The 23,066-nt window shown below is 71.2% G+C and carries 16 protein-coding genes; 6 read left to right on the plus strand and 10 right to left on the minus strand.

All coding sequences use genetic code 11. The features are described 5' to 3' along the window. Positions 1-121 precede the first annotated feature (121 nt). On the minus strand, positions 122-4,219 hold the full coding sequence (locus ACXJKA_RS03270) for an alpha-L-arabinofuranosidase C-terminal domain-containing protein (RefSeq protein ID WP_456823741.1): 4,098 nt from the start codon (positions 4,217-4,219) through the stop codon (positions 122-124). A gap of 665 nt (positions 4,220-4,884) precedes the next feature. Between ACXJKA_RS03270 and ACXJKA_RS03275 the strand changes: the two genes are divergently transcribed. The 4 genes from ACXJKA_RS03275 to ACXJKA_RS03290 are packed head-to-tail and all read left to right on the plus strand — an operon-like array spanning position 4,885 to position 11,244. After that, positions 4,885-9,165 carry an nSTAND1 domain-containing NTPase gene (locus ACXJKA_RS03275; protein ID WP_456823742.1) on the plus strand — a complete coding sequence of 1,427 codons (4,281 nt, stop codon included), beginning with the start codon at positions 4,885-4,887 and terminating at the stop codon, positions 9,163-9,165. Positions 9,166-9,225: 60 nt separating this feature from the next. Continuing rightward, complete coding sequence (locus ACXJKA_RS03280; RefSeq protein ID WP_456823743.1) at positions 9,226-9,930, plus strand: histidine phosphatase family protein; 705 nt, start codon at positions 9,226-9,228, stop codon at positions 9,928-9,930. Between the two features lie 10 nt (positions 9,931-9,940). Next, a complete protein-coding gene (locus tag ACXJKA_RS03285; RefSeq protein WP_456823744.1) occupies positions 9,941-10,486 on the plus strand; it encodes a DUF3090 domain-containing protein in 546 nt (181 codons plus the stop codon). Further along, a complete protein-coding gene (locus tag ACXJKA_RS03290) occupies positions 10,483-11,244 on the plus strand; it encodes an SCO1664 family protein (protein ID WP_456823745.1) in 762 nt (253 codons plus the stop codon). The genes ACXJKA_RS03285 and ACXJKA_RS03290 overlap by 4 nt, the downstream gene beginning before the upstream one ends. A 3-nt stretch (positions 11,245-11,247) precedes the next feature. On the opposite strand, the gene ACXJKA_RS03295 is transcribed toward ACXJKA_RS03290, so the two are convergent. Genes ACXJKA_RS03295 through ACXJKA_RS03310 form a run of 4 tightly spaced genes read right to left on the minus strand, consistent with a single transcriptional unit; the run spans position 11,248 to position 16,352 of the window. Then, positions 11,248-13,248: a vWA domain-containing protein gene (locus ACXJKA_RS03295; protein WP_456823746.1), complete on the minus strand. Its 2,001-nt coding sequence runs from the start codon at positions 13,246-13,248 to the stop codon at positions 11,248-11,250. Further along, complete coding sequence (locus ACXJKA_RS03300; RefSeq protein WP_456823747.1) at positions 13,241-14,626, minus strand: magnesium chelatase; 1,386 nt, start codon at positions 14,624-14,626, stop codon at positions 13,241-13,243. Before ACXJKA_RS03300 ends, ACXJKA_RS03295 begins: the two co-directional genes overlap by 8 nt. Positions 14,627-14,661: 35 nt before the next feature. Further along, a complete protein-coding gene (locus tag ACXJKA_RS03305; protein ID WP_456823748.1) occupies positions 14,662-15,819 on the minus strand; it encodes a class I SAM-dependent methyltransferase in 1,158 nt (385 codons plus the stop codon). Between the two features lie 56 nt (positions 15,820-15,875). Continuing rightward, the gene (locus tag ACXJKA_RS03310) at positions 15,876-16,352 is read right to left on the minus strand and encodes a DUF6841 family protein (protein WP_456823749.1); all 477 of its coding nucleotides are present in this window, start codon (positions 16,350-16,352) and stop codon (positions 15,876-15,878) included. A 155-nt stretch (positions 16,353-16,507) separates the two neighbouring features. Between ACXJKA_RS03310 and ACXJKA_RS03315 the strand changes: the two genes are divergently transcribed. Then, a complete protein-coding gene (locus ACXJKA_RS03315) occupies positions 16,508-17,329 on the plus strand; it encodes an alpha/beta fold hydrolase (RefSeq protein ID WP_456823750.1) in 822 nt (273 codons plus the stop codon). Between the two features lie 254 nt (positions 17,330-17,583). On the opposite strand, the gene ACXJKA_RS03320 is transcribed toward ACXJKA_RS03315, so the two are convergent. From ACXJKA_RS03320 to ACXJKA_RS03335, 4 genes are all read right to left on the minus strand, one after another. Then, the gene (locus tag ACXJKA_RS03320; protein WP_456823751.1) at positions 17,584-18,438 is read right to left on the minus strand and encodes a helix-turn-helix domain-containing protein; all 855 of its coding nucleotides are present in this window, start codon (positions 18,436-18,438) and stop codon (positions 17,584-17,586) included. An 83-nt stretch (positions 18,439-18,521) separates the two neighbouring features. Beyond that, positions 18,522-19,379 carry an alpha/beta fold hydrolase gene (locus ACXJKA_RS03325; RefSeq protein ID WP_456823752.1) on the minus strand — a complete coding sequence of 286 codons (858 nt, stop codon included), beginning with the start codon at positions 19,377-19,379 and terminating at the stop codon, positions 18,522-18,524. A gap of 117 nt (positions 19,380-19,496) precedes the next feature. After that, the gene (locus ACXJKA_RS03330) at positions 19,497-20,195 is read right to left on the minus strand and encodes an SDR family oxidoreductase (protein WP_456823753.1); all 699 of its coding nucleotides are present in this window, start codon (positions 20,193-20,195) and stop codon (positions 19,497-19,499) included. After that, a complete protein-coding gene (locus ACXJKA_RS03335) occupies positions 20,192-21,415 on the minus strand; it encodes an MFS transporter (protein WP_456823754.1) in 1,224 nt (407 codons plus the stop codon). The genes ACXJKA_RS03330 and ACXJKA_RS03335 overlap by 4 nt, the downstream gene beginning before the upstream one ends. 85 nt (positions 21,416-21,500) lie before the next feature. Here ACXJKA_RS03335 and ACXJKA_RS03340 point away from each other — a divergent pair, with 85 nt between their 5' ends. Further along, positions 21,501-22,019, plus strand: a complete 519-nt coding sequence (locus ACXJKA_RS03340; protein WP_456823755.1) for a winged helix-turn-helix transcriptional regulator — start codon at positions 21,501-21,503, stop codon at positions 22,017-22,019. 253 nt (positions 22,020-22,272) lie between these two features. Here ACXJKA_RS03340 and ACXJKA_RS03345 read toward each other — a convergent pair whose 3' ends face one another. After that, the gene (locus ACXJKA_RS03345; protein WP_456823756.1) at positions 22,273-23,061 is read right to left on the minus strand and encodes an SGNH/GDSL hydrolase family protein; all 789 of its coding nucleotides are present in this window, start codon (positions 23,059-23,061) and stop codon (positions 22,273-22,275) included. Positions 23,062-23,066 lie beyond the last annotated feature (5 nt).

The raw sequence follows: 23,066 nt of genomic DNA on the forward strand, positions 1-23,066 counted from the left end.
TCGTCTTCCACGTCGTTGTGGGTCGGTATGTCTCCATGCTGATCCCTGTTCTACAACGTTGCAAATGGTGTCCGGACTGTGATCGCGGCACCCCCCGCGCCCGTGCGCGGGGGGACGACGGTCAGCGCCGAGGTGGAGCCGGTACGTCGGTGCTCGTCGTCGGGCCCACGTTCCCGACCTTGTCCACCGCCCGGTGCTCGACCACCGCGGCGTCGGCACCGACCTTGACCTGACCGTGGTACGTCGTCCACGGCCCGGCGCCCAGCCGGTACTCGATCCGCTCCACGCCCGAGCCCGTGTCGGTCGCGTCGAGCTTCACGCGGCGCTTCGCCACGTCGACCGACGCCGAGGTGGTCGGCGCGATCGCGTCGAGCCGGAACGTGGTCGACCGGACCGTGGAGACGTTGCCGGCGGCGTCCGTCGCGCGGACCTGCACGGTGTGCTCGCCGTGCCCGTCCACCTGGACGGAGATGGTCGTCGGGTCGTCGGCCGCCGTCCACGGGCCGCCGTCGACGGACGTCTCGAGCGTCGCGACCGCGCGGTCGTCGGACGCGGTGGCCACGACGGTCGCGGGTGCCTTGCGCCAGCCGTGCGCGGCTTGGGGCGAGACGAGCAGCGAGTCGACGGTCGGTGCCGTCGTGTCCGGCACCGTGTGCATCGTCAGGAACGTCACCGAGTACGGCGGCAGATCGTACGAGAACGACGACGACAGCCCGTCGATCTCGCGAGTGACCGGCGTGACCGTGCCGGGTGCGGCCTTGGTGTTCGTCGCCCCGGGCGGGGCCACGATCTCCGTGACGGACCCGGTCGGGGCGATCACGGCGTCGGACACCTCGACCTGGGTGCGCTGCGTAGCGGCCGAGACGTTGACCACCTTGGCGACGATGTCGCCGCTGTCCTCGTCGCGCGTGACCACCTGGAAGACGTCGGCGGCCGGCGCGGGGTCGTCGTACGCCATCTGGAGCACGCCGTCGAGGTACAGCTCGATGTGCCGGTCCTGCACGACGACCTTGACCCGGTAGGTCCGGCCGGTCTCGATGCTGGAGCCCTCGACCGCCTTCACCTCGCCGGCGCCGCCGCCCTGGGCCTTCTGCAGGGCCTGGCGGGTGTTGTTCCAGCCGCCGAGGTTCCACCAGAAGTAGTCGGTCGGGCCGCCGGCGGCGAAGCCGACGAGGAAACCCTCGGAGCCGGCGTCCTTGCGGGCGTCGAGCTCGAGCGTGTAGTTGCTCCAGTCCTTCTCGTACGCGCCGGTCGGCACGCTGCGCGCGTCGTTGGTCGTGGTGCTCGACTGGACGTACTCGCCGTTCACCACCGACCAGGAGCCGGTCTGCGGCGACCACGCGGAGGCGTCCGCGAAGCTGTCCTCGAACAGCACCCCGCCGCCGGCGTTGTCCGTCACCCGGAGGTTGTCGTACGCCGCCGCGGTGCTCCAGGTGGACAGGAACACTCCGCCATCGAGCGGCACGGGTTCGACCGACGGTGTCCTCAGGGTGCTGGGCACCACCTGGTCGCCGACGTTGTTCGAGAACAGGTGCTGGACCCAGTAGTTCGCGCTGACCCAGGACTCGTCGTTGTCGAACCAGATCGCGTCCGGCGACCACTGCACGTTCGACTCGTTGGCGAGCAGCGGTGCGTACGACGCGAGCTCGACGAGGTCGCCGTTGCGCTCCAGGCCCGTCATGTAGGCGGCCTCGGTCAGGCCGTTCCACCACGAGTTGCCCTGGGACGCGTACTCACCGAGGAACACGTGCGGACCCTCACGGTCGTACGAGTCGTACCGGTCGGTGTTCGAGAGGAACCAGCCCGGGTCGTTGTAGTAGTGCTCGTCGACGAGGTCCACGCCCTGCGCGCGGTTGAAGTCCCACAGGGTGTCGAAGCGGGCGCCCGTGTCGTCCGGACCCGAGTTGGAGATGATCTTGATGTCCGGGTAGGCGGCCTCGATCGCGTCCTTGAACTTCGGGAAGTTGGCCTCGAAGGTGGTGCTGTTCTCCTCGTTGCCGAGCCCGATGTACGGCAGCTCGAACGGCTCGGGGTGACCCAGCGCCGCGCGCTTGGCGCCCCACGTCGTCGAGACGTCGCCCGTGGCGAACTCGATGAGGTCGAGCGTGTCCTGCACCCAGCGGTCGATCTGCGCGGGGTCGGTCATCTCGGGGATGGTGCTGCCGCAACCGTTCGCGCCGACCGACAGGACGGGCAGCGGGACGGCGCCGACGTCCTCGGCGAGCTCCATGTACTCCAGGTAGCCGATGCCGTAGGACTGGTTGTAGCCCCAGAAGTTCCAGTTGGTGGCGCGCTCCTCGACCGGGCCGATGGTCTCCTTCCACTGGTACGTGCGGCGGCGGTCGGTGTAGCCGGACTCCTCGTAGGACTTGAAGGTGCCGACGTTGGTCACGCAGCCGCCGGGGAAGCGCAGGAACGACGGGTGCAGGGAGGCGATCTTCTCCGCGAGGTCCTTGCGCAGCACGGACGTGCCGTTGACCGGTCCGACCCACGTGTCCTGCGGGAACAGCGACACCTGGTCGAGGTTGACGGTCGAGGGTGCGCCGGCGAGGACGACGAACCGGCCCGCATCGGTGGTGGCGCTCGCGGTCAGCGCGACCTCGTACTTGCTCCACGTGTCCGAGCCGTCGACGTCGACCGTGCCGGACGCGACGGTCTGCGTGCCGTCGGCGTTCTCGACGGCGAGGGTGATCGTCTGCGCCGTCGTCGTGCGCACCCAGATGCTCGCGTCGTACTTCTCGCCGTCCTGCACCGCGACGCCGGTGTTGAAGCTGGCGTTGCGCAGGCCGTCGCCGGCCGCGGCCGCGACCAGCACGGCTCGCGTGCGGTTGGTGGCGTTGAGCCGGCCGGCGTCGTCGACGACCGTGACCGTGGTGCCCGCGCCGCTCCGGTTCAGGACGTCCCACCCGGTGAGGCCGTTGAACGTGCCGTTGTCGGACGTGTTGAACTCGAACGAGCGGTTGCGCACCAGCTCGGCGTACAGGCCGCCGTCGGCCGCGTAGTTGATGTCCTCGTAGAAGATCCCGTACAGGCGGTCGGAGATCTCCGCGTCGGTGCCGTCGCCGTCGATCGTGATCGACGTGCCCTCGGCCACCGTGAACGGCTCGAGCACGAACCCGGCCGCGGCGTCGGGGTCGCCCAGCACGAGCCCGCCGTCGACGATCCCCACAGCCTTCGAGCCGTCCGCGAGCGCGAGGTGCAGCTTGCCGCCGCCGGCCTCCGTGATCCGCAGGGCCGTCGGCGCGTCGCCGGCCTCGCCCAGGGCGAGGTGGCCGTCGGCTCGTGCGACGACCGGCCGGTCGCCCGCGACCAGCGTCACCGCGCCGGGCGTGCCCGCGACCTCCGTCGCGTCGAGCACGAAGGTGTCGCCAGGCCGCTGCTCCGCGACGACGATCGCGCCGTCGGCTCCGGCGGTCAGGTGCGGGGCGTCGCCTGGTGCGCGCAGGGTGAAAGGCCCGTCCGGCACCACGTCCTCACCCGGCGAGGCCACCAGCCGGACGTCGTCGAACACCGCCGGATAGGTCGTGCCGTCCAGCGCCCCGAGCGCGTACAGGCCGACGTGCTCGATCGGGAACGTCACGTCCACCGAGCTCACGTCGACCCACGCAGCCGCGGGCTCGTCCCAGCGTGCCGTCGTCACGGTGCTGCCCGCGCGCGTCAGCCGCAGCGTCTCCCCCGTCGACCCCGGGCGGTCCTCGAAGCCGGCCGCGAGGAACGCCGCGTCGGTCTCGATGTCGTTCTCGATCGCGACGCCCGACGGCGTGAGCCCGCCGACGAACGTGAGGCCGGCGCGCACGTAGTTGTCGAGGTTCTGGTACGCGATGAGACCCGCGCCCTGGAACACCCGCTCGACGGGCGCCTGCACGGTCACGGAGATGGAGAAGTCCCCGTCCGGGATGTCGAGCGTCATGACGTTCCGCGCCGAGTTGTTGCCCTGGTAGGTGTCGCCCTGCAAGGCCGTGAGGGTCAGCGCGCCGGGGTTCGTCGTGAGCGAGCGCGCCGTGGGCTCGTCGTTCACGGCCGTCCAGCGCTGACCGAGCGTCGCGGAGTCGAAGCCGTCCGTCCAGGCGCCCGCGGGCACGGGCGGAGCGGCGGCGCTGGCCCGCGTCGCCGCCGAGATGCCGAGCGGCACGACGAGCGCGGCGGCGAGGGCTGCGGCCAGGGCGAGGGAACGAGGTCGGCGGGTGGTGCTGGGCTGTCGCGACGCTGCGACGGGCATGGCTGCCTCCTTGCGCACGTCGATGTGCGCCGTCTGGTTGGTCGGCTCGATGTGAGCGCTAACATTCCAACGTTGTAGAGAGTAGGGGAAATGTCGGGTTAGCGCGAGGGTCGGGGCTGGACCAGGTGCGTGGTCACCTCTCTCAGGGCACCATGACCTCCACCCGCGCCGCATCCGGGTACGCGTTGTCCGGCCCCAGCCGATCGACGGCGTCGCTGGTCCCCGGCATCCGCGATCGCGGCCCCGCGTGTTCGCGTTCGTGTCGCGCGGCATCTCTCTCGCGAGCCCACCGGGCCGCGACCTCACCGGAGGGTGAGCACGGGATCACCGCCCCGCAGGACACGGCAGTGGACACGTCAGTGGACATGCTCGGTACGGGTGCCGGTGGGCTCGCACCGATGTTCGGCGCGTTCAGGACGAGGACCGCCGCGACGGCCAGCGCGGCTCCGGCACCGGCCAGACGAGCGTGATGCGGTGGCGGCGCCACGTGGGTCGGCTCCGGTTCCGCCTCGAAGTCGAAGGTCAAGAGGGTGGTGACATGAGGACGTCGTGATCGGTTCATGACTCGACCGTCGGACCGCGAGGTATGAAGCCGTCGCTCCCCCGGTATGCACCCGGTATACGGACCATTGACCGGCCCCGACGGGCCGCCGCACACTGCGGACATGGCCGTCCGTGTCTTGGGGCCGATCGAGATCGATGGCGGAACGCCGTTGAGTCCACGGGCGCGGACGGCGCTCTGCGCGCTCGTGCTGCGGCGCCCTGTGTCCGTCAGCCTCGACGAGCTGGCCGACGCGAGCTGGGGTCCGGAGCCACCGGCCACGTGGCCGAAGCAGCTGCAAGCCACGATCGGGCACATCCGCCGGGTCTTGCCGACGGGTGCGATCGTCACCTGCCCGGGCGGGTACCGCCTCGAGCTGCCGGACGGGGACATCGACGTCGACGCGTTCGCTGAGGGTGTCGCCCGCGCGCGTACGTTCGCTGCGTCCGGGGAGCCGGACCGCGCCGCGAGCGCGTACAGCCGTTCGCTGGCGCTCTGGCGCGGAGACCCCTTCGCGGAGCTGCGTGAGTGGGACGGCGCCGCGAGCGAGGTGGCGCGCCTGACGGAGCTGCGGTCCACCTGCGAGGAAGACCTCCTCGAGGCGCAGCTCGCGGCCGGCGAGCACCGCGCGGTCGCGAGCGACGCCCGCAAGCTCGTCGAGCAGGACCCGCTGCGGGAGCGGCGGTGGGCGATCCTGGCACTGGCCCAGTACCGCTGCGACCGGCAAGGCGACGCGCTGCTCACCCTGCGTGAGGCTCGTCGGCACCTCGTCGCCGAGCTCGGTGTCGATCCAGGTGCACAGCTCAGGGAGCTGGAGCAGCAGATCCTCCATCACGACCCGAGGATCGCGGCCATCGAGCCCGCGCCGGAGGGCCACCAGGACTGCCCCTACCGGGGGCTGGCCGCGTTCGGTGTGGACGACAGCGAACAGTTCTACGGTCGGGCCGCCGAGATCGACGCGTGCATGAGCCGGCTCCGCGCTCATCCCCTGCTCGTGATCGCGGGACCGTCCGGAGCGGGCAAGAGCTCGCTGGCGCGGGCCGGCGTCGCCGCGGCACTCCGTCACCAGGGCGCACCGGCAGTGGTCGTCATGCCGGGGCCGGACCCGGTCGGCGCGCTGCGCGAGGCGATCGGTAGCACCCCGACGGCGTCGGCCCTGGTGGTCGACCAGCTGGAAGACCTGTTTGTCGGCGGCTACCGGGAGGGCGTCGTCCGCGACTTCTGCCGCCTGGTGGCTGCGGCGACGGACGACCACCTCGTCGTCGTCACCGTGCGGGTCGACCAGATGGCCGGGCTCAGCATCGACCCCCGCCTGGCACAGCTGACCGAGCACGGGCTGCACCTGGTCCGTCCGCTCACCGACGACCAGCTGCGGGAGGTCATCGAGGAGCCGGCGCGGCAGGCCGGCCTGCGCCTCGAGCGGGGTCTGGTCGAGCTTCTTGTCAGGGAGGCGGGAGACGGAACAGGGTCGCTCCCGTTGCTGTCGCACGCGCTGGTCGAGACGTGGCGCCGACGCGACGGGTCCGTCCTGACCGTCGACGGCTACCAGGCGTCCGGTGGCATCTCGGCCGCCGTCGCGCAGACCGCCGAGCGCGTCTACCAGGGGTACTCGGAGGCGGATCGGTCCACCTGTCGAGCGCTCCTGCTGCGGCTGGTGACGCCGTCGGGCGAGGGCGGCGCGATCCACCGTCGCCAACCCATGCGCGCGCTGGGCTTCGACGGCGGCCGAGATCGCGTCATGAGAGACCTCGTCCGGGCCCGCCTCCTGACCGCTGACGAGGGCACGATCGAGATCGCGCACGAGTCGCTGGTACGTGCCTGGCCCCGACTGCGGGCGTGGCTCGACGACGACGCGGCCGGCGTGCGCATCCTGCGGCACCTGAGCGCAGCCGCGAACGGCTGGGACACTCTCGGACGCCCGAGCGGTGAGCTGTATCGAGGTGCACGCTTGGACGCGGCCCTCGAGTGGCGGGCGACGACGACCCCCGACCTGACAGCAGTCGAGGGCGATTTCCTCGACGCGGCACGGGCACTGCGCGACGCAGACGCGGACTCGCTCGCGCTGCGAGCGGCACGCGACGCCCGCCAGAACCGTCGGCTGCGGACCGCCCTGTCCGGCGTGGTCGCCGTCCTCGTCCTGGCGATCCTGGCGGCCTCGGTGGCCGGCGTGAGCCGGTCGGACGCAGCCCGGGCCCGGAACGATGCGCAGCTGCAGGTGCTGGTCAACCAGTCCATCGCCTTGCAGGCCACGAACCGTGACGCAGCAGCGCTGCTGGCCGTCGAGGCATACCGCCGGGCACCCGGCGACGCGCACGCACGCTCGGCGCTGCTGAGCACCTTCACCGCCGCCCCGGGGTTCGTCGGCTATCGACGCGTCCCCGGCGCCACGCGCATCGCGGGTTCGAGCGTCCCGGGAACCGCCATGTCAGTCGTCGTCGTCGATGCCGCCACGCCGCAGCTGGTCAACACCGAGGACGGCTCCGTCATCCGCACGTTCGATCCGATCGCGACGGCGGACGAAGGGCCGCGCCCGCTCGTGCGGGTCAGTGACGACGGCACACGAGCAGCGATCCAGAAGGGCAGGTCGCTGACCGTCTACGACATCGCCACAGGAGCGCGACTCCTCGGCCCGCTGCCCACAGGCCCCGCGGGTGAGCTCGCCCTCGACCCGCACGGTCAGGTGGTCGTGACGGTCGCGGGCAACGACGGCTCCGTGACCTTGCGGCGGGTCGAGGACGGCGTCGTTCTCGGGACGCTGACAGGCACCGGGAAGGCCGGCGCCGCGTTCGATGCGTCGGGGCGACTGGTCGTGGGGTCGGCTGACGGCCCCATCCGGGTGCTCGACCCGAGCACGCTGGTCACGCAGCGGACTATCGATGTTCCGACGCCGCCCTCCGAGAGCCATGCCGGTCTGCCGCGAGCCCCGACGCAGTCCTCCATCGCGGGACGCCTCGCCGGTCGCGCCGTCACCGACGAGCACGCCGTGGCCGCCGGGGACGACCTCGTCGTCCTCGTGGGGCCGTTCGCGCTGGTCGCCGTCGTGCCGTCCACCGGCGCGATCCTCTGGACTGCCGACCTCAGTGGGGCCCGTGCCGACTCGTGCTCGTGGTTCACCGTGGCTCTCGAGGCGGGCCTCGTGCTCTGCGGCGACCGGTTCGGAGTCGTGCGGGAACGCTCGCTCACGACCGGGACCGAAAACGGCGTCCGGCTCGACATCCAGCGCGGCGACGTCGGGGATCTCTCTGTGTCGCAAGGAGAACTCGTGGTGTTCGGTGCGGGGGCGCCCGTGATCACCCGCTGGAGGATCGACGGGGCCGGACCGGTGACCCGCCTCCTGGCCCGCGGCTCCGTCGCGGCGGCCGGGTACGACCCGGACGGGCGCACGTTCCTGACCGCCCGTCGGCCGGCCGATGCGCGGAGCACAGCGGAACTGACGTCCTACGCGGTGTGGGACGCGCGCACGGACACCCCGGCGCAGACGCTGCCGGACCCCGTCCGCGAGGTCAGCTGGCTCTTCCGGGACATCGTCGCGGCCTACGTCCCTGGCGAGGACACGCTGCGACCGATCGACGCACGGACCGGCCAGGAGGTGTCGGACGGCCTTCGCGTGCCCGTCGATGCTGAGCAGATCTGGTCCTCGCCGTCGGGCGACCGGGCATACGTGTCCATGCCCGGCTGGCAGCTCTGGATCGGCAGCACCACCACGCAGACGTGGGACCAGAACCCGATCGACGGGCGCGGTCAGGCCGTGGTCGACATGTCTGCGACCTCGGACGGTTCGCGGGTGGCGATCGCGCTCGAGGACTTCACCGGGAACCAAGCCGCTTCTCAGTCCACGGACGTGGGGACGAACACGGTCGTGCAGATGTACGACGGCCGCACCGGCGGGCCTGTCGGGGAGGCGCGGCCTGACGCCGACGTGGTCGCCCTGCGGGACGACGGCCTGCTCGCCGTCGCGCGACGCGGCTCGATCAAGCTCGTCGACAGCGCGACGATGCGGACCCTCCGGGACCTGCCGGGCGCGCGCGGTGCCATCTCCAACCTGCAGTTCTCGGCCGACGGCACGATCTTGATCGCCACGGCCGACGACCAGAGCGTCAGCGTCTACGACCCGGACGTGGGCATCCGGCTCGGCGAGCCGATACCGAGCTCCACGCCCAGGCAGCAGGATGGGAGCTTGGCCGTCGGCACCACCCGGCCGTTCGGCACCCAGATCACCCACCCGGGCTACCTGCGTCCCGACGGCGAGGCCGTGCTGGTCACCGTCGCCCAAGGTGTCGCCGAGTGGGACCTCGACCCCGCGCACCTCAGCAAGGCCGCCTGCGCCGTCGCCGGTCGGAACCTGACCAAGGTCGAGTGGGCGACCTACGCCTCCGCCCTGGGTCCGTACCGCCAGACGTGCTGAACGGGCCGGGCCGCGAGGTCAGCCGACGCCTTCGCGCGCAGGGGTGCCTAGGCTCCAGGCATGGCCACCGTCATCCTCGTCCGGCACGGTCGGAGCACGGCGAACGTCGCGGGGATCCTGACCGGGCGGGCGGCCGGCGTCGATCTCGACGACGTCGGACGCAGCCAGGCCGCGCGGGCGGCGGAACGGCTCGACCCGGTGCCGCTGGTCGCGGTGGTCACGAGCCCTCTGGCGCGATGCCGGCAGACGGCGCGGATCATCGCGGAGCACCACAGCGACCTGCAGCCGCAGCTCGACGCGGGCATCGTCGAGTGCGACTACGGGCAGTGGCAGGGGCGGCCCCTCAAGGAGCTCGCGCAGGAGCCGCTGTGGTCGGTCGTGCAGACCAAGCCGTCCGAGGCCGTGTTCCCGGGCGGCGAGTCGATGACCGCCATGCAGGGCCGGTCGGTGGCGGCCATCCGGCGGCACGACGCGGCGCTGGAGGCGGAGCACGGCGCCGGCGCGGTGTGGGTGGCGGTCTCGCACGGCGACATCATCAAGTCCGTCCTCGCCGACGCGCTGGGCATGGGTCTCGACCTGTTCCAGCGCATCACCGTCAACCCCGGCTCGCTCTCGATCATCAGGTACGGGACGACTCGCCCCGAGGTCGTGGCCACCAACACGGACTCCGGCGACCTCTCGTGGCTGCGCTCCGCCGGTCCGGTGGGCGACGCGCAGGTCGGGGGCGGCGCCGGCCCCGCAGCGGTCGCAGACGTCCGCTCCTAAAATGGGCGACATGCCGGCACTTGTTCACCTGTTCGACTGGCCCGACCGTGTGGTGGTGGGCACCGTCGGTCGCCCCGGTTCGCGATCCTTCTACCTGCAGGTGCGCGACGGCGCCCGGAGCGCCAGCATCGGCCTCGAGAAGGAACAGTCCGCGGTGCTCGCCGAGAAGATCGACGAGATCCTGGACGCGCTGATGGCCGACGAGGGCAACCGGTTCAGCGTTCCCGCCGACACACCCGCCGAGCTCGTCGACAACGACCCCCTGGACCAACCCGTCGAGGAAGAGTTCCGCGCCGGGTTGATGCGCCTGGGCTGGGACCCCTCGACCGCGCAGGTCATCGTCGAGGCCTTCCCGTTGGACGAGACCTCCGACGAGGAGGAAACCGATCCCGAGGACTCGAGCGAGATGCTCCTGGTCCGGATGCCGGTGGGGACCGCGCGGGCGTTCGTCCAGCGCACCCGGCAGGTCGTCCGGTCGGGCCGGCCCGCGTGTCCCCTCTGCGGCGAGCCCGTCGACGACGACGGCCACGTGTGCCGCCTGCCCGAGGAGTCGTGACCGACCTGCTCGGCGGTGAGCTCGAGCTCGTCGGGCGCATCACGGTCGCCTCGAACGCGACCTTCCTCGCCACGATCGGCGAGGTCCAGGTCGTCTACAAGCCCGTCGCCGGGGAGCGGCCCCTGTGGGACTTCCCGGACGGCACGCTGGCGAACCGCGAGGCCGCGGCGTACCTCGTCTCGGAGGCGTTCGGCTGGGACATCGTCCCGGTCACGATCCTGCGCGACGGGCCGCTGGGCCCCGGCATGGTGCAGCTCTGGCAGGAGCCCGACGCCGAGCAGGATCCGGTCGACATCGTCCCCGCGCAGGCCGTGCCGACGGAGGGCTGGCGCGCCGTCTTCCAGGGGATCGACGACGACGACCAGCCGCTCACCCTGATCCACGAGGACTCCCCCGCTCTGCGCCGGATGGCCGTCTTCGACGTCGTCGTGAACAACGCCGACCGCAAGGGCGGCCACATCCTCCCGACGCAGCCGGGCCACCGGTACGGCGTCGACCACGGCGTCAGCTTCCACGTCGAGCACAAGCTGCGGACGGTCCTGTGGGGCTGGCGAGGCGACGCGCTCCACGACGAGGAGGCGGCGGGCGTGGAACGCGTCCGCGCGCAGCTGGACGGCGACCTCGGGCCGCGCCTGGCCGAGCTGCTCAGCGACGACGAGCTGGCCGCGCTGGCCACCCGCTGCGACCGGTTGCTCCGCAAGGGCGTCTTCCCCGGACCTCGGGGCGCGATGCCGGCGTTCCCGTGGCCCTTCTTCTGAGCGTCACCACTCCTCGTCGCGACCCCAGCCGCCGAAGGCGCCGTTGCGGCGCGAGCTGAGGTAGGAGTCGATGACCGCGGCGCCCAGGTCGTCCGTCTCGGGCGTGACGACGTTGCCTCCCGCCCGCCGGGCCATGGCGTCGACGAACCGCGCGAGACCCGGATCCTCGCCGAGGCGGAAGAACGTCGTGCGCGCGCCCAGGCGCGCCGAGCCGTCGAGCTCGCGCACGGCGAGAGCGATCGTCACGGGGTTCGGTGGGTAGTCGAAGAAGATCTCGCCGTCGGGCTCCAGATGGGAGGTCGGCTCGCCGTCGGTGACGATGAGGAGCACGGGCTGCGCCTGCGGATGCTTGCGGAAGTGCCGGTTGGCCAGCAGCAGGGCGTGGTGCAAGTTCGTGCCCTTCTCCCACTGAGCGTCGAGCCCGACCAGCTGCTCGATCTGCATGACCGACGCGCTGCGCCCGAAGCCGATCAGCTGCAGGTCGTCGCCGCGGAACCGGCTCGTGATCAGCGTGTGCAGGGCCAGTGCGGTGCGCTTCATCGGCACCCAGCGACCGTCCATCGCCATCGAGAACGAGGTGTCGACCAGCAGCGCCACGCACGCCTGCGTGCGCGCCTCGGTCTCCTGGACCTCGACGTCCTCGACAAGGATCTTGACCGGGCCCGCCGTGCCGGCCTGGCGGACCAGCGCGTTGGTGATCGTGCGGGTCACGTCCCACGGCTCGGTGTCCCCGAACGCCCACTCCCGGGTCGATCCCGAGGGCTCGCCGGCGGCACCGGAGCGGCGCACGTCGTGCCCGCCCGTGCGGCCGGACATCGTGTCGGCGATGGCGCGCAGCACCGACTTGCCGAGCTGGCGCATCGCTTTCGGCGTCAACGCGAGCTGGCCGTCCGAGCCGCGTCGCACCGTCCCGGACTCGCTCAGCGCCTTCTCCAGCCGCTGCAGGGTGCGGGCGTCCACCACGGCGTCGTGTCCGAGCTGGCGGGACAGCTTCTCGAGGTCGAGGTCGTCCAGCTGGGAGCCCTGGTAGGACTGCGCGAGCTGTTCGGCCAGCTCGTCGAGGTCGGCGAGGTCCTGGAACACGCCGGTGCCGTCGCCGAGCCCGAGCCCGTTCTCCCCGTCCATCCGCTCCGAGCTGCCCCAGTCCTCGCCGGGGCGCAGGGAGCGCAGGCTGTCGTCGAGCTGGCTGAGCTCGTTCATGAGGTCCGACGAACCGAACGCCTGCTGGGCGAGCGCGTCGAGCTCGTCGCGCTGCTCCTGCGTCATCGAGTTCCGCATGCGTTGCGCGGCGGCGGCCCTCTGCGCGAGGGCGTCGAGAAGCTCGTCGAGGTTCGTCGGGCCCTCGGGGAAGTACTCGCCGTGCTTGGCCATGAACTCGTCGAACTGCTCCTGCGTGTCCTCGCCGCGCTTGCGGCTCTCGAGCAGGCCGTTGAGGTCGGCCAGCATCTCGCTCAGGGCGGCCCGGTCGTCGTCGGTCGCGTTCTCCAGCGCCTGCTTCAGCCCGGCGAAGCGCTGGTCGAGGATCTCCCGGCCCAGCAGGTCCTTGATCTTCTCGAACTCCTGCCGCGCCTCGGCGCTGCGCCAGTCGTAGCCGTTGAGCTCGTTGACGGCGGCCGCGGGCGAGGCCGGGAGGTTGTCGAGCTGCATCTGCGCCAGCGCGCGGTCGCCCTCGTCCATGTCGACGTCGCGTGCCAGCTGCTTGCGCTCGGCCAGGACGGCGCGATCGAGCAGCTCCTTGACCTCCCGCAGCGTGCCGTCGAGGTTGTTCCCTCGTGTCAGCTCGCGCCGTCGTTCGGCCACCCGCCGCGCCAGCTCGTCGAGGCCGGTGTGGTCCCGGCCGCCGCGCCGCAGGAACTCGCGCATCGCCCGCTCGGGCGAGCGGCCCGCCATCACGTCCTCGCCGATCGCCTCCAGCGCCTCGGCCAGGTCGACCGGCGGCGCGAGCGGGTCCGGCCCGTCGACGTACGGGGTGTACCTCGCGAGGCGCCGGTTGGGCCTAGCCATAGATCGTCTCGCCGCCCCCCGACTCCTTGCTGATCCGGCGCGCGAGGTAGAGCCCCTCCAGCGCGAGCTCGATGGCGGCAGCGCGCTCGCCGTCGTTGGTGGCGTCGAGCCGCGCGCAGATCTCGTCGTACAGCTCGGACTCCCCCAGCGCGGGCAGGCCGGACAGGACGTCGCGGGCCCTGACCTGCTCGCCGGTGGTCACCATGGCCCCGCCCTGGATCGCGTCGACCAGGACGCCGAAGTCGATCCCGCGGAAGTGCGCGCGCACGGTCTCCGCCGTGGCGGTGCGCAGCAGGTGGTCGAGGATCTCGTCCTCGCGACCTTCCTCCCCGGACTCGAACTCGATCTTGCCCGCGAGGACGTCGACCGCCGTCTCCAGGTCCACCGGCCGGGCCACCGCGTGCTCCTCGCCCTGCCGTGCGGCCCGGTGCAGCGCCGAAGCGGCCACGGTCTCCGCGCCGGCGATGGCGAACCGGGCGCTCACCCCGCTGCGCTGGTCGACCGCGCTCGACTCCCGCAGCGCGCGCGTGAATCGGGCCAGGATCTCGACGAGGTGGTCCGGCACGTCCGCGACGAGCGCGGCCTCCTGACGAATGACCGCGACCTCGTCGACGAGCTCCGTCGGGTAGTGCGTCCGGATCTCGGCGCCGAACCGGTCCTTCAGCGGCGTGATGATCCGCCCGCGGTTGGTGTAGTCCTCCGGGTTCGCGGTTGCCACCACGAGCACGTCGAGCGGCAGACGCAGGACGTAGCCGCGGATCTGGATGTCGCGCTCCTCCATCACGTTGAGCATCGCGACCTGGATGCGCTCGGCGAGGTCGGGCAGCTCGTTGATGGCGACGATGCCCCGGTGGCCCCGCGGGACGAGGCCGAAGTGGATCGTCTCGGGGTCGCCGAGCGCGCGCCCCTCCGCGACCTTCATGGGGTCCACGTCGCCGATGAGGTCCGCGACGCTCGTGTCCGGGGTCGCGAGCTTCTCGACGTACCGCTCGTCCCGGTGGCGCCACGTGATCGGAAGGTTGTCGCCTTCTTCCGCTGCGCGCCTCCGGCCGGCCGCGGTGATCGGCTCGTACGGGTGCTCCCCCAGCTCGGACCCCACGATCACCGGCGACCACTCGTCGAGCAGGCCGACCAGGGTGCGCAGGAGTCGCGTCTTGCCCTGGCCACGCTCGCCGAGCAGCACCACGTCGTGCCCGGCGATCAGCGCGCGCTCGAGCTGCGGGACGACGGTGTCGTCGAAGCCGTGGATGCCGGGCCACGGGTCGCGGCCGTCGCGGAGGGCCGCGAGGAGATTGGTGCGGATCTCGTCGCGCACCGACGTGTGCACGTGCCCCGAAGCGCGGAGCTCACCGACCGTTGCCGCTGTTGGACGCATCATCCGGTCGAGCGTACGTCCGGTTTCTGGCTTATCAACTACTGCTGTGCCCGCGTGGACACCGTGACGGTGAACTTGGGGTCGCGGCCGGCCTGTCGGGTGGGCCCGACGACGCGTTCCAGCGTCGCGCGGTAGCGCAGGTGCGAGTTCCACACCGCCCACAGCTCGCCGCCGGGTCTGAGAACCCGCGCGGCATCGGCGAACAGCGTCTTGGCCACCCCGTCGTGCACCGCGGCGCCGACGTGGAACGGCGGGTTGAGCAGCACGAGGTCGACGCTCGCGTCCGGGACGTCGCCTGCGCCGTCCGCGCGCTGGACGAGGACCCGGCCCTCCAGACCGTTCGCCGCGACCGTCGCCCGGGCGGAGGCCACCGCGGCGGCTGACTCGTCGGTCGCCGTGACGGTCAGCCCGTCGTTCGCCCGCGCCAGCAGGACCGCCAGCACCCCCGTGCCGCAGCCGAGGTCGACGGCCTCTGCGGCGACCGGAGGCATCGCGTCGAGGTGCTGCAGCAGCGCGCGGGTGCCGATGTCGATCCCCGTCCCGGCGAACACGCCGCCGTGCGCACACACCGTGATGCCGAGCTCCGGGTGCTCCTGGCGCTCGGGCCACCGCTTCTCAGGTCGCTCAGCTTCCCGACGCGGTTGTGACGCGGTGAGCACGCGCGACTTCTGCCTCGCCAGGTGCGCCTGCACGTCGGCGAAGTGGCGCCCGAGGACGTCGTTCATCGCGGTCGTCATGTGCTTGACCCGACCGCCCGCCACGACGAGCACGTCGGGGTCGGCGTGCTCGGCGATCAGGCCCGCGTTCTCGTCGAGGGCGTCGAGCGACCGCGGCAGCTGGAGCAGCACCACGCGGGCACCCGCGACGAGCGCTGGCGTCAGCTCGTGATTCGTGAACCCGCCGAGCCCGAGCCGCTCGGCGTTCGCCTGGAGCGCCCGCTCGCCGAGCAGACGGTCCTGGTGCGTGCGGACCCCGGAGAGCCCGTACCGCGCGATCGCGCCGAGCGTCATCGCGCCGTGGTGGTCGCCGATCACGACGACGCCCGAGCCGCCCGTCGTTTCCAGCGCAGGTGCCGCCTCGTCGAGGATCAGCCGGTCGCTGGCGTCGACCGCGTGCAGGTTCGGCGCCTCGACATCGGGGTGGCGCCGGAGGTGGGCGAGCACGTCGGTCTCATCATGCCCGGCCGCTGCATCCACACCACCGAGGCTAACCGCCGAGGCGACATCCCCGTTCCGCGGCGGACAGCGAGGCCTCAGCCGCGCACGACCGGCCAGACCCCGTCGAGCGTGTCCGCTTCCGTGCCGTGGGTCTCGAACGCGACGACGCGGATGCCGTCGAGTCGGCGCACCACCACGAAGTGGACAGCGACGCGCTCGATCTCGGAACCGTCGCCACGTCGACGAGACCAGAGTGAGTCGATCGCCGCGCCGTCCCGGTTGAAGACGACCGTCCTCCGGTCGAGCACGACGCTGTCGCTGTAGCCGTCGGCATGAAGCCGATCGGTCATGGCTGCGAAGGCGCGCCCAACGTCCTGCTCGGTCTCCGCCAGCGTCGCCGGGCCCAGATCGTTCCCGACCCACAGCGGCGAGCCCCAGTAGTCGGAGATGAATCGGGGGTCGGCCCCGCCGCCGACCCCGCGAATGAACGCGGGCATGTATCGGTCCTCGAACCACGAGCTGAACTCGGCGTACGCCTCCTCCAGCTCCGGGCTCCGTCGTGCGTCGGTCATGGTCCGTTCCTTTCCGTCGTCCTCCTATTCGAGTCGATCGGGCACGGTCGAGGGTGTCCCCGGCAGGACCTTCTTCGGCACGGACTGCGGTGCCTACGGTCGCGCCGGGCTGCCGTTCGGTCGCCTCGCATCGCACACGACGAAAGGGAAGTCCGTTGTCCTTCTTCACGACATCAGACGGTGTAGAGCTCTACTACACCGAGCACGGCACAGGGACACCGATCGTGCTGAGCCACGGCTGGCCCCTCAACTCGGACGCCTGGCAGCTCGAGCGGAAGCTGTTCGCCGACGCCGGATACCGCGTCATCGCGCACGACCGGCGAGGTCACGGGCGCTCGGCGCCGACCTATTCCGGCAACGACATCGAGACGTACGCCAAGGATCTCGCGGAGCTTGTGGAGGCGCTGGACCTGCACGACCTGATCGTGGTCGGGCACTCGACCGGCGGCGGCGAGGTGATCAAGTACGCCGCGAAGTACGGGCAGGGCCGCGTGGTCAAGGTCGTCACTGCGGGCGGGATCCCACCGCTCATGCTGCAGACCGAGGCCAACCCGGAGGGGGCTCCGATCGACGTGTTCGACGGCATCCGCCAGGGAACGGCGAGCGATCGAGCGCAGTACTTCTGGGACCTCTCCGCCGCCTTCTACGGGACGAATCGGGAGGGCTCCGACATCTCGGAGGGGGTCCGTCGCGACTTCGTGCGGCAGGGACTGGCGGGTGACCTCGCTGCCATGTACGACTGCATCAAGGCTTTCTCGGAGACCGATCAGACCGAGGACCTCGTCGCGCTGGACGTGCCCGTGCTCCTCCTGCACGGTGATGACGATCAGATCGTCCCCGTGCAGGCGGCCTCGGAGAAGGCGATCGGGCTGCTGAAGCACGGATCCCTCAAGCTGTACCCCGGTCGGCCGCACGGCATCGCCGGCAGCTTCCAGACGGAGCTTGACCAGGACATCCTCGACTTCGTCCGCAGCTAGCCGGGGCTGCGCCCGCCCGCCGGATCAGCGGGTCCCGTCGAGGAGGTGGAGACGATCCGCCGTCTCCTCGTCCGACGGGCGGGCCAGCACCAGCGTCGCTCCGACGGTCCCCTCGACCGGGAGACGCACGAACTCGAGGCGCAGCACGGCCGGCAGGCCGGACGTCTGATCGACGAACCGACGGATCGAACCGAGCGCCCCGTGCACTTCGTCCGGACGGTCATCTCGCCTGCCGGCGAGCCGACACGACCCGGTCAAGCACTGGCCGAGGTGACGTGGTCGAAGTGTCGGGCGATCGATGAGATCGCGGCCTGTGCCGCCTCATCAGCGGGGTGGAAAGCAAGGACCGAGCAGCCGTCGATGGAGGGAAGGTCGAGCGACTGGAAACGGAAGGTGAAACGGCCCAGCTCCTCGAGCGTGGAGCGAACGAGACCCTCGGCAAACGGCTGGCTGTCATGGCTGGCCCAGAGGCGCCGGAAGATGGGCTCACGGATGGACAGCCGGCCGACAATCTCTTGCAAGCGGACGTCGTCGGGATCGCATCGGAACCGCAGGTCCGCCACGACCCGCTCGGCCTTCTCGAGCCAGCCATCGGCCGTGTGGTCCTGCCGTTCGAACAGCCCTAGCACCAGGTTCGATCTCGGCGACAGCAGCCCCTCGTCCAGTACCTGCGCGATGTCGTTCGCGGCGACGATGTCGAGATTGGAGTCGACCACAGCGACCGGGGTGAGCTGCCAGAAGTCCATGAGCGACCCCACGGCGCCATCGATGTCCGTCCTGCGGATGGGTGCGGCGCCCTGATTCTGCAGCTGGACGAGGCGCCGCATGTGCCGAATGCCGAAGTCGCCCACCCGGAGCGCCCGGGCCAGGGCGACGATGACCTGGTCGGACGGCTGGCGATCCCGTCCTTGCTCGAGCCGCAGGTAGTAGTCCGTGCTCACCCCCGCCAGGTCGGCGACCTCCTGGCGTCGGAGACCGCCGACGCGTCGGCCGCCGTAACGGAAGAGTCCGACGTCCTCCGGCTGGAGCATGCCGCGGCGTGCGCGCAGGTAGTCGCCGAGCAGCGAGCTCGTCCGCCTCGGACCGCGGGCGCCCTGCATGGTTGCCATCTCATCCTCCGATCTCCATCGCGGCTGAGGCTGACACGCAGCACGGAGCGTGCGGGAGGTGCCTCCGCACGCCCAGCAGCTCGTCAGTCGGTCAGGAACGCKATCGTCTCTGCGGCGGCCTCGTCGGCGTACTGGAAGATCGATCCGTGTGAGGCGTTCGGAAAGATCCGGATACGCGCGTTCGGGATGAGGCCAGCCATCGTGTGGCTCGCCTTGGTGGGGATCATGATGTCGTCGTCGCCCTGCAGGATGAGGGTCGGCTGCGTGATGCTGCGGAGGCGCTGGACAGCAGCCCAGTCCTGCATGCCCCAGTCGAGCACCGCGCTGTACTGGGCGTTCTTCGCCTCGAGCGACGGCTGCTCGTCGCGGCCGTCCTGCCAGCCGTAGATCCGACCGAGCGAGGCCCGGCCGGCTGCCTGGCTCGTCTCGGTCGGCGCGTAGAAGACGTAGAGCACACCTGCGGGACCGGTCTCGTCGACCACGACCGCGTTGACGACGTCCTCGGACCAGCGCTCCATGCCGGGGGCTCCCTTGGGTCCTGTACCGGCGAGGATCAGCCGGTTCACGAGTGCCGGGCGGGACAGCGCGATCTCCTGCGCTACGAAGCCGCCGAGGGAGTATCCGAACAGGTCGATGCCGGTCAGGCCGAGAGCATCGATGAACGCGACCGCGTCTTCCGCCATCGCGCCGACCGTGTTCGGCGTCGTGCCGTCGGTGCCGCCGATGCCAGCGTTGTCGAAGAGGATCACGTCGCGTTCCGCGGCGATGGCGTCGATCAGCTGCGGGTCCCAGTTGTCGATGTTCCCGCGGAAGTGCTGCAGGAACACGACCGGTGTGCCGGTGGTGGTGCCCAGGCGCTTGAAGGCGTATGTGACGCCGTTCGTGGCTGCGATGTGCTGCAGCGGGGTCGTGACGACGCTCGTGGTCGTGCCGGTAGTCATGGTGGATTCCTTCGGTGGTTGGGGACTCAACTCGGGTTCGGCGCCAGGACGGTGTCGAAGGTGATGGAAAGGAAGGCGTCGACGGCCTCGCGTGAGCCCCCCGCCTGACGGGCCGAGCTAGGCGATGCTCGGGTAGAGCGCCTCGAGCGGCCCGGACAACGCTCCGCGGACCCGGTGCGATGTCTCGTCGGCGAGGACCTCGTGGGCCCCCGATTCGAGACCGTCGTAGATCGCTGCGACGACATCGGCCGGGTCGCCCTTCGGCGCGGTGACGTCCACGGTCATCGGGGTGTCGGTGTACCCGAGGTGGGCGCCGACGACCTGCGTGCCCTGACCGTGCAGCTCGAGGCGCAGGCTGTTGGTGAGGGACCAGAAGGCGGCCTTCGAGGCCGAGTAGGTCCCGCCGGTGGCCAGCCAGCTCAGGGCCGAGTGCACGTCGATGATCGCGCCGCCGCCGTTCGCGGCGAGCGTCGGGGCGAGGGCCTGCACGAGCGCGACCTGGCCGAAGACGTTCGTCTCGAACAGCGCACGCAGGTCTTGCAGGCTCGACGTCAGGACCGGGCCGGGGCCCGAGATCCCGGCATTGTTGATCAGGACGGTGGTGTCGTCGGCGGCCTTGGCGGCTGCCTCGATCGAGCCCTCGTCGGTGATGTCGAGCGCCAGCGGAACGACTCGGGAATCGGTCCAGGTCTGCGGGTTCCGGGCGCTCGCGTAGACCTTCGCGGCTCCCCGGGCGAGGGCTTGGTCGACGAACTCGCGGCCGAGGCCGCCGTTCGCTCCGGTGACGAGGACGACGGCGTCGTGCAGGGTGGTCATGGGGTGTTCCCTTCGAGAACCGGGTGGTGCGAAACCTGGGTGACATTGCCGACGATCGCCGCCGGGTGACGGACGAGCACGGCGGCGGCGTACCCGATCGCGAGGATGACGGGGACGCCGACCACGAGCGCGGACTCCAGGCCGGCCTGCCGGGTCAGCTCGCCGAGGCCGAGGGCCGTGCCGGCCTGCAGCACATAGCCGACGACGTAGGCCGCGGACAGGACCATGGCGCGATGGTCTGGCGGAGCGCTCTGCGTGACCGCACCGAGACCGCCGGAGAACAGGAGGGCGTAGCCGGCGCCGCCGACCACGGACGAGAGCACGAACAGCGCCACCGAGTGCTGCGATCCGGCCACGATCAACGCGCCCAGTCCGACGGTCGCCAGGATCGGTCCCGACAGGAGTGCCGTGCGTGCCGGAAGGCGGCGCGCGGCGATGGCCACGGTCCCGATGGCGACCGCCGACAGCGCGATCATCGCGCCGTCCACGAAGGTGTTGCCCGAACCGAGCAGGTCCCGTGCAATGTGGGCGCCGAGCGCCAGGTAGATCGCACCCATGGAGTAGGCGGCGCCGATGCCGAGCGCACCGGCCACGAACCGCGTCCGTGCGGAGGCGGGAACCATCGGCCGCCGAGGCGTCCACGGTGGCTGCGCAGCGTCGCGCTGGTGGCGCGGCAGGAACCAGGACAGTGCGAACGCTGTCGCGGTGGCCACGGCCAGAACCCAGAAGCTGAGGTGGAGGGCGTCGGGTGCGTACTGCACCAGGGCGCCGCCGACGAGGGTGGCGATGACGAGGCCGCCGGCGGTCGCTGCCGTCGTCGCCGAGCCTGCGCGCTCCGGGCGCCGGGCGTTCTCGACCATCGCGGCGGTGGCCGGGCTCAGCGCGAAGCCGACGCCGACACCCATCAGCGCGCGCCCGACGAATGCCCAGCTGACGTCCTGGGCGAGCCCGAACGCGACAGATCCGGCCGCCAGTGCGGCCAGGCCGACCAGGATCGTCGCGCGCCGCCCGATCGAGTCGGAGAGGTTCCCGAAGATCACGAGCGTCGGGACGAGAGCCAACGGATAGACAGCGAACAGGGCCGAGGTCGTCGCCGTCGACAGTGCCCACGCGTCGGCGTACTGCGGGTAGACCATCGTCGGTGCGGCGCTGGCCCACAGGGCGATGCCGGCGACGGCGGCCCCTGCGGCGAACGAACCGCGACGGGTGAGCTGGGGCACGGGACCGCCTTCCGAGGCTGTGTAGGAATCACCAAGTTAGCATGCTCGCTTGGGACTTCAAACCCAGAACGGGTAGACTCGCCTCATGCCTGTGCCTCTGATGTCTCGATGCTCGATCGCGAACAGCCTCGACGTGCTGGGGCAGAAGTGGTCGCTGCTGATCGTCCGCGAGGCAATGTGGGGCCGTACCCGCTTCTCGCAGTTCCGCGAACAGCTCGGAGTCGCACCGGACGTGCTGGCCGACCGGCTCGCGCGACTGGTCGAGGCCGGCGTGCTGACGCGCAGCACCTACCGGGACGACGGTGCTCGCGAACGCGAGGAGTACCTGCTCACCCCTGCCGGTCACGCGCTGCGCCCTGTTCTGGCCGCGTTCACGCAGTGGGGCGACGAGTACCGCCGGACGGAGTTCGGTCCGGCGGCGACCCATGTCGAGGGTGCGACCGGGGAGCCGGTCCGGCTCGCCTTCGTGACGGCGTCTGGTCGGGTCGTCCCGACCCACGACGTCACGACCCTGCCCGGCCCGGGCGCCGCACGAGACAGCGTCTCCATCAATTCGCCCACTGGCTCACCTTGGCCGGCCCGGACGGCAACCAGTTCGACCTGATCGAGAGCACCAGGCGTCGAACGAGCAATGTGTTGGCCAGGGCTATGCCCTGGGCAGGGCAACCCCCAAGTTCAGAGTCGCTTATACGCATCGCGGAGGCCGTCGCCGGCCTCGATGGGGTGCAGCGGCGCCTCGGCGACAGTCACCGACGCACCGATGTGGATGTCCGTCCTGGTGGCTCCGTTCGGCATCGGGTGGGCCGAGAGGTCCGCTTCGATCCGGTGGTCCGAGCGATCGGTGGGACCTGAGCGGCTCAGTCGGAGAGTGGTTCGGCGCGGAGGCGTTCCGCGACCATCTCGGCCACCGCGCGCATACCGGCGAGGTTCGGGTGGTACGCGGCGCCGCCGCGCAACGTCGGGTGGAACCGACGCGTCCACGGGTCCGCCGACCATGCATGGTGCTCGGCCGATGCGGTGGACACGTCGACGAACTCCGTACCCGTCGCCTGTGCCGCGCTCCGCATCACATCGGTGAGGCGCTGAGCGATGCCTCGGCCCCACTCCGCGACCGGTGCGGGCAGTACGCCCGTGTCCGTATCGCGGGGCGGTAGGAGGGTGAGGTAGCCGACCATCAGGATCCTGGCGTCCGGCGCGGTCGTGCGGAGGTCTGCGAGCAGCCCGACGAGCTCCGTCGTCAGGTCGGCGAAGCGTCGGTCGGTCTCGGTCCGGCTCGTGAACGCCCGGATGCGAGACGGCGTCCGGAGGAGCTCGGCGAGCGGGGAGGGGAGGCTCGAGAGCGTCAGCGCGGGGAGATATCCGACGTCGTTGCCGCCGCCGGTGATCGTGACCAACGCGGTGTCCGGGGTGACCGCTGCTTGCTGAGCGGGCCGGTCGGCAGGCCCGCCGTGGCGCAGCTGCGCGACCGTCGCTCCGGAGAACGTGACGTCGGTGAGGTCCATCCCGAGATGCCCGGCGACGAGGTGCGCATAGTTGCTCGCTGAGCGGCCCGCGGCGAGAGGGCTGCCCTTCACCCGCGGCCGCAGCCCCGGTCCGGCGCCGTAGGAGCTGCCGAGTGCGACGAAGCGTCGTCCTTCGAGGCTCATCGGCC

The organism is Cellulomonas sp. P5_E12, from assembly GCF_054049315.1.

Coding starts and splice junctions, on each gene's coding strand:
- ACXJKA_RS03270 (WP_456823741.1), bottom strand. CDS start 4,219: ATGCCCGTCGCAGCGTCGCGACAGCCCAGCACCACCCGCCGACCTCGT.
- ACXJKA_RS03275 (WP_456823742.1), top strand. CDS start 4,885: ATGGCCGTCCGTGTCTTGGGGCCGATCGAGATCGATGGCGGAACGCCG.
- ACXJKA_RS03280 (WP_456823743.1), top strand. CDS start 9,226: ATGGCCACCGTCATCCTCGTCCGGCACGGTCGGAGCACGGCGAACGTC.
- ACXJKA_RS03285 (WP_456823744.1), top strand. CDS start 9,941: ATGCCGGCACTTGTTCACCTGTTCGACTGGCCCGACCGTGTGGTGGTG.
- ACXJKA_RS03295 (WP_456823746.1), bottom strand. CDS start 13,248: ATGGCTAGGCCCAACCGGCGCCTCGCGAGGTACACCCCGTACGTCGAC.
- ACXJKA_RS03300 (WP_456823747.1), bottom strand. CDS start 14,626: ATGATGCGTCCAACAGCGGCAACGGTCGGTGAGCTCCGCGCTTCGGGG.
- ACXJKA_RS03310 (WP_456823749.1), bottom strand. CDS start 16,352: ATGACCGACGCACGACGGAGCCCGGAGCTGGAGGAGGCGTACGCCGAG.
- ACXJKA_RS03320 (WP_456823751.1), bottom strand. CDS start 18,438: ATGGCAACCATGCAGGGCGCCCGCGGTCCGAGGCGGACGAGCTCGCTG.
- ACXJKA_RS03330 (WP_456823753.1), bottom strand. CDS start 20,195: ATGACCACCCTGCACGACGCCGTCGTCCTCGTCACCGGAGCGAACGGC.
- ACXJKA_RS03340 (WP_456823755.1), top strand. CDS start 21,501: ATGCCTGTGCCTCTGATGTCTCGATGCTCGATCGCGAACAGCCTCGAC.
- ACXJKA_RS03345 (WP_456823756.1), bottom strand. CDS start 23,061: ATGAGCCTCGAAGGACGACGCTTCGTCGCACTCGGCAGCTCCTACGGC.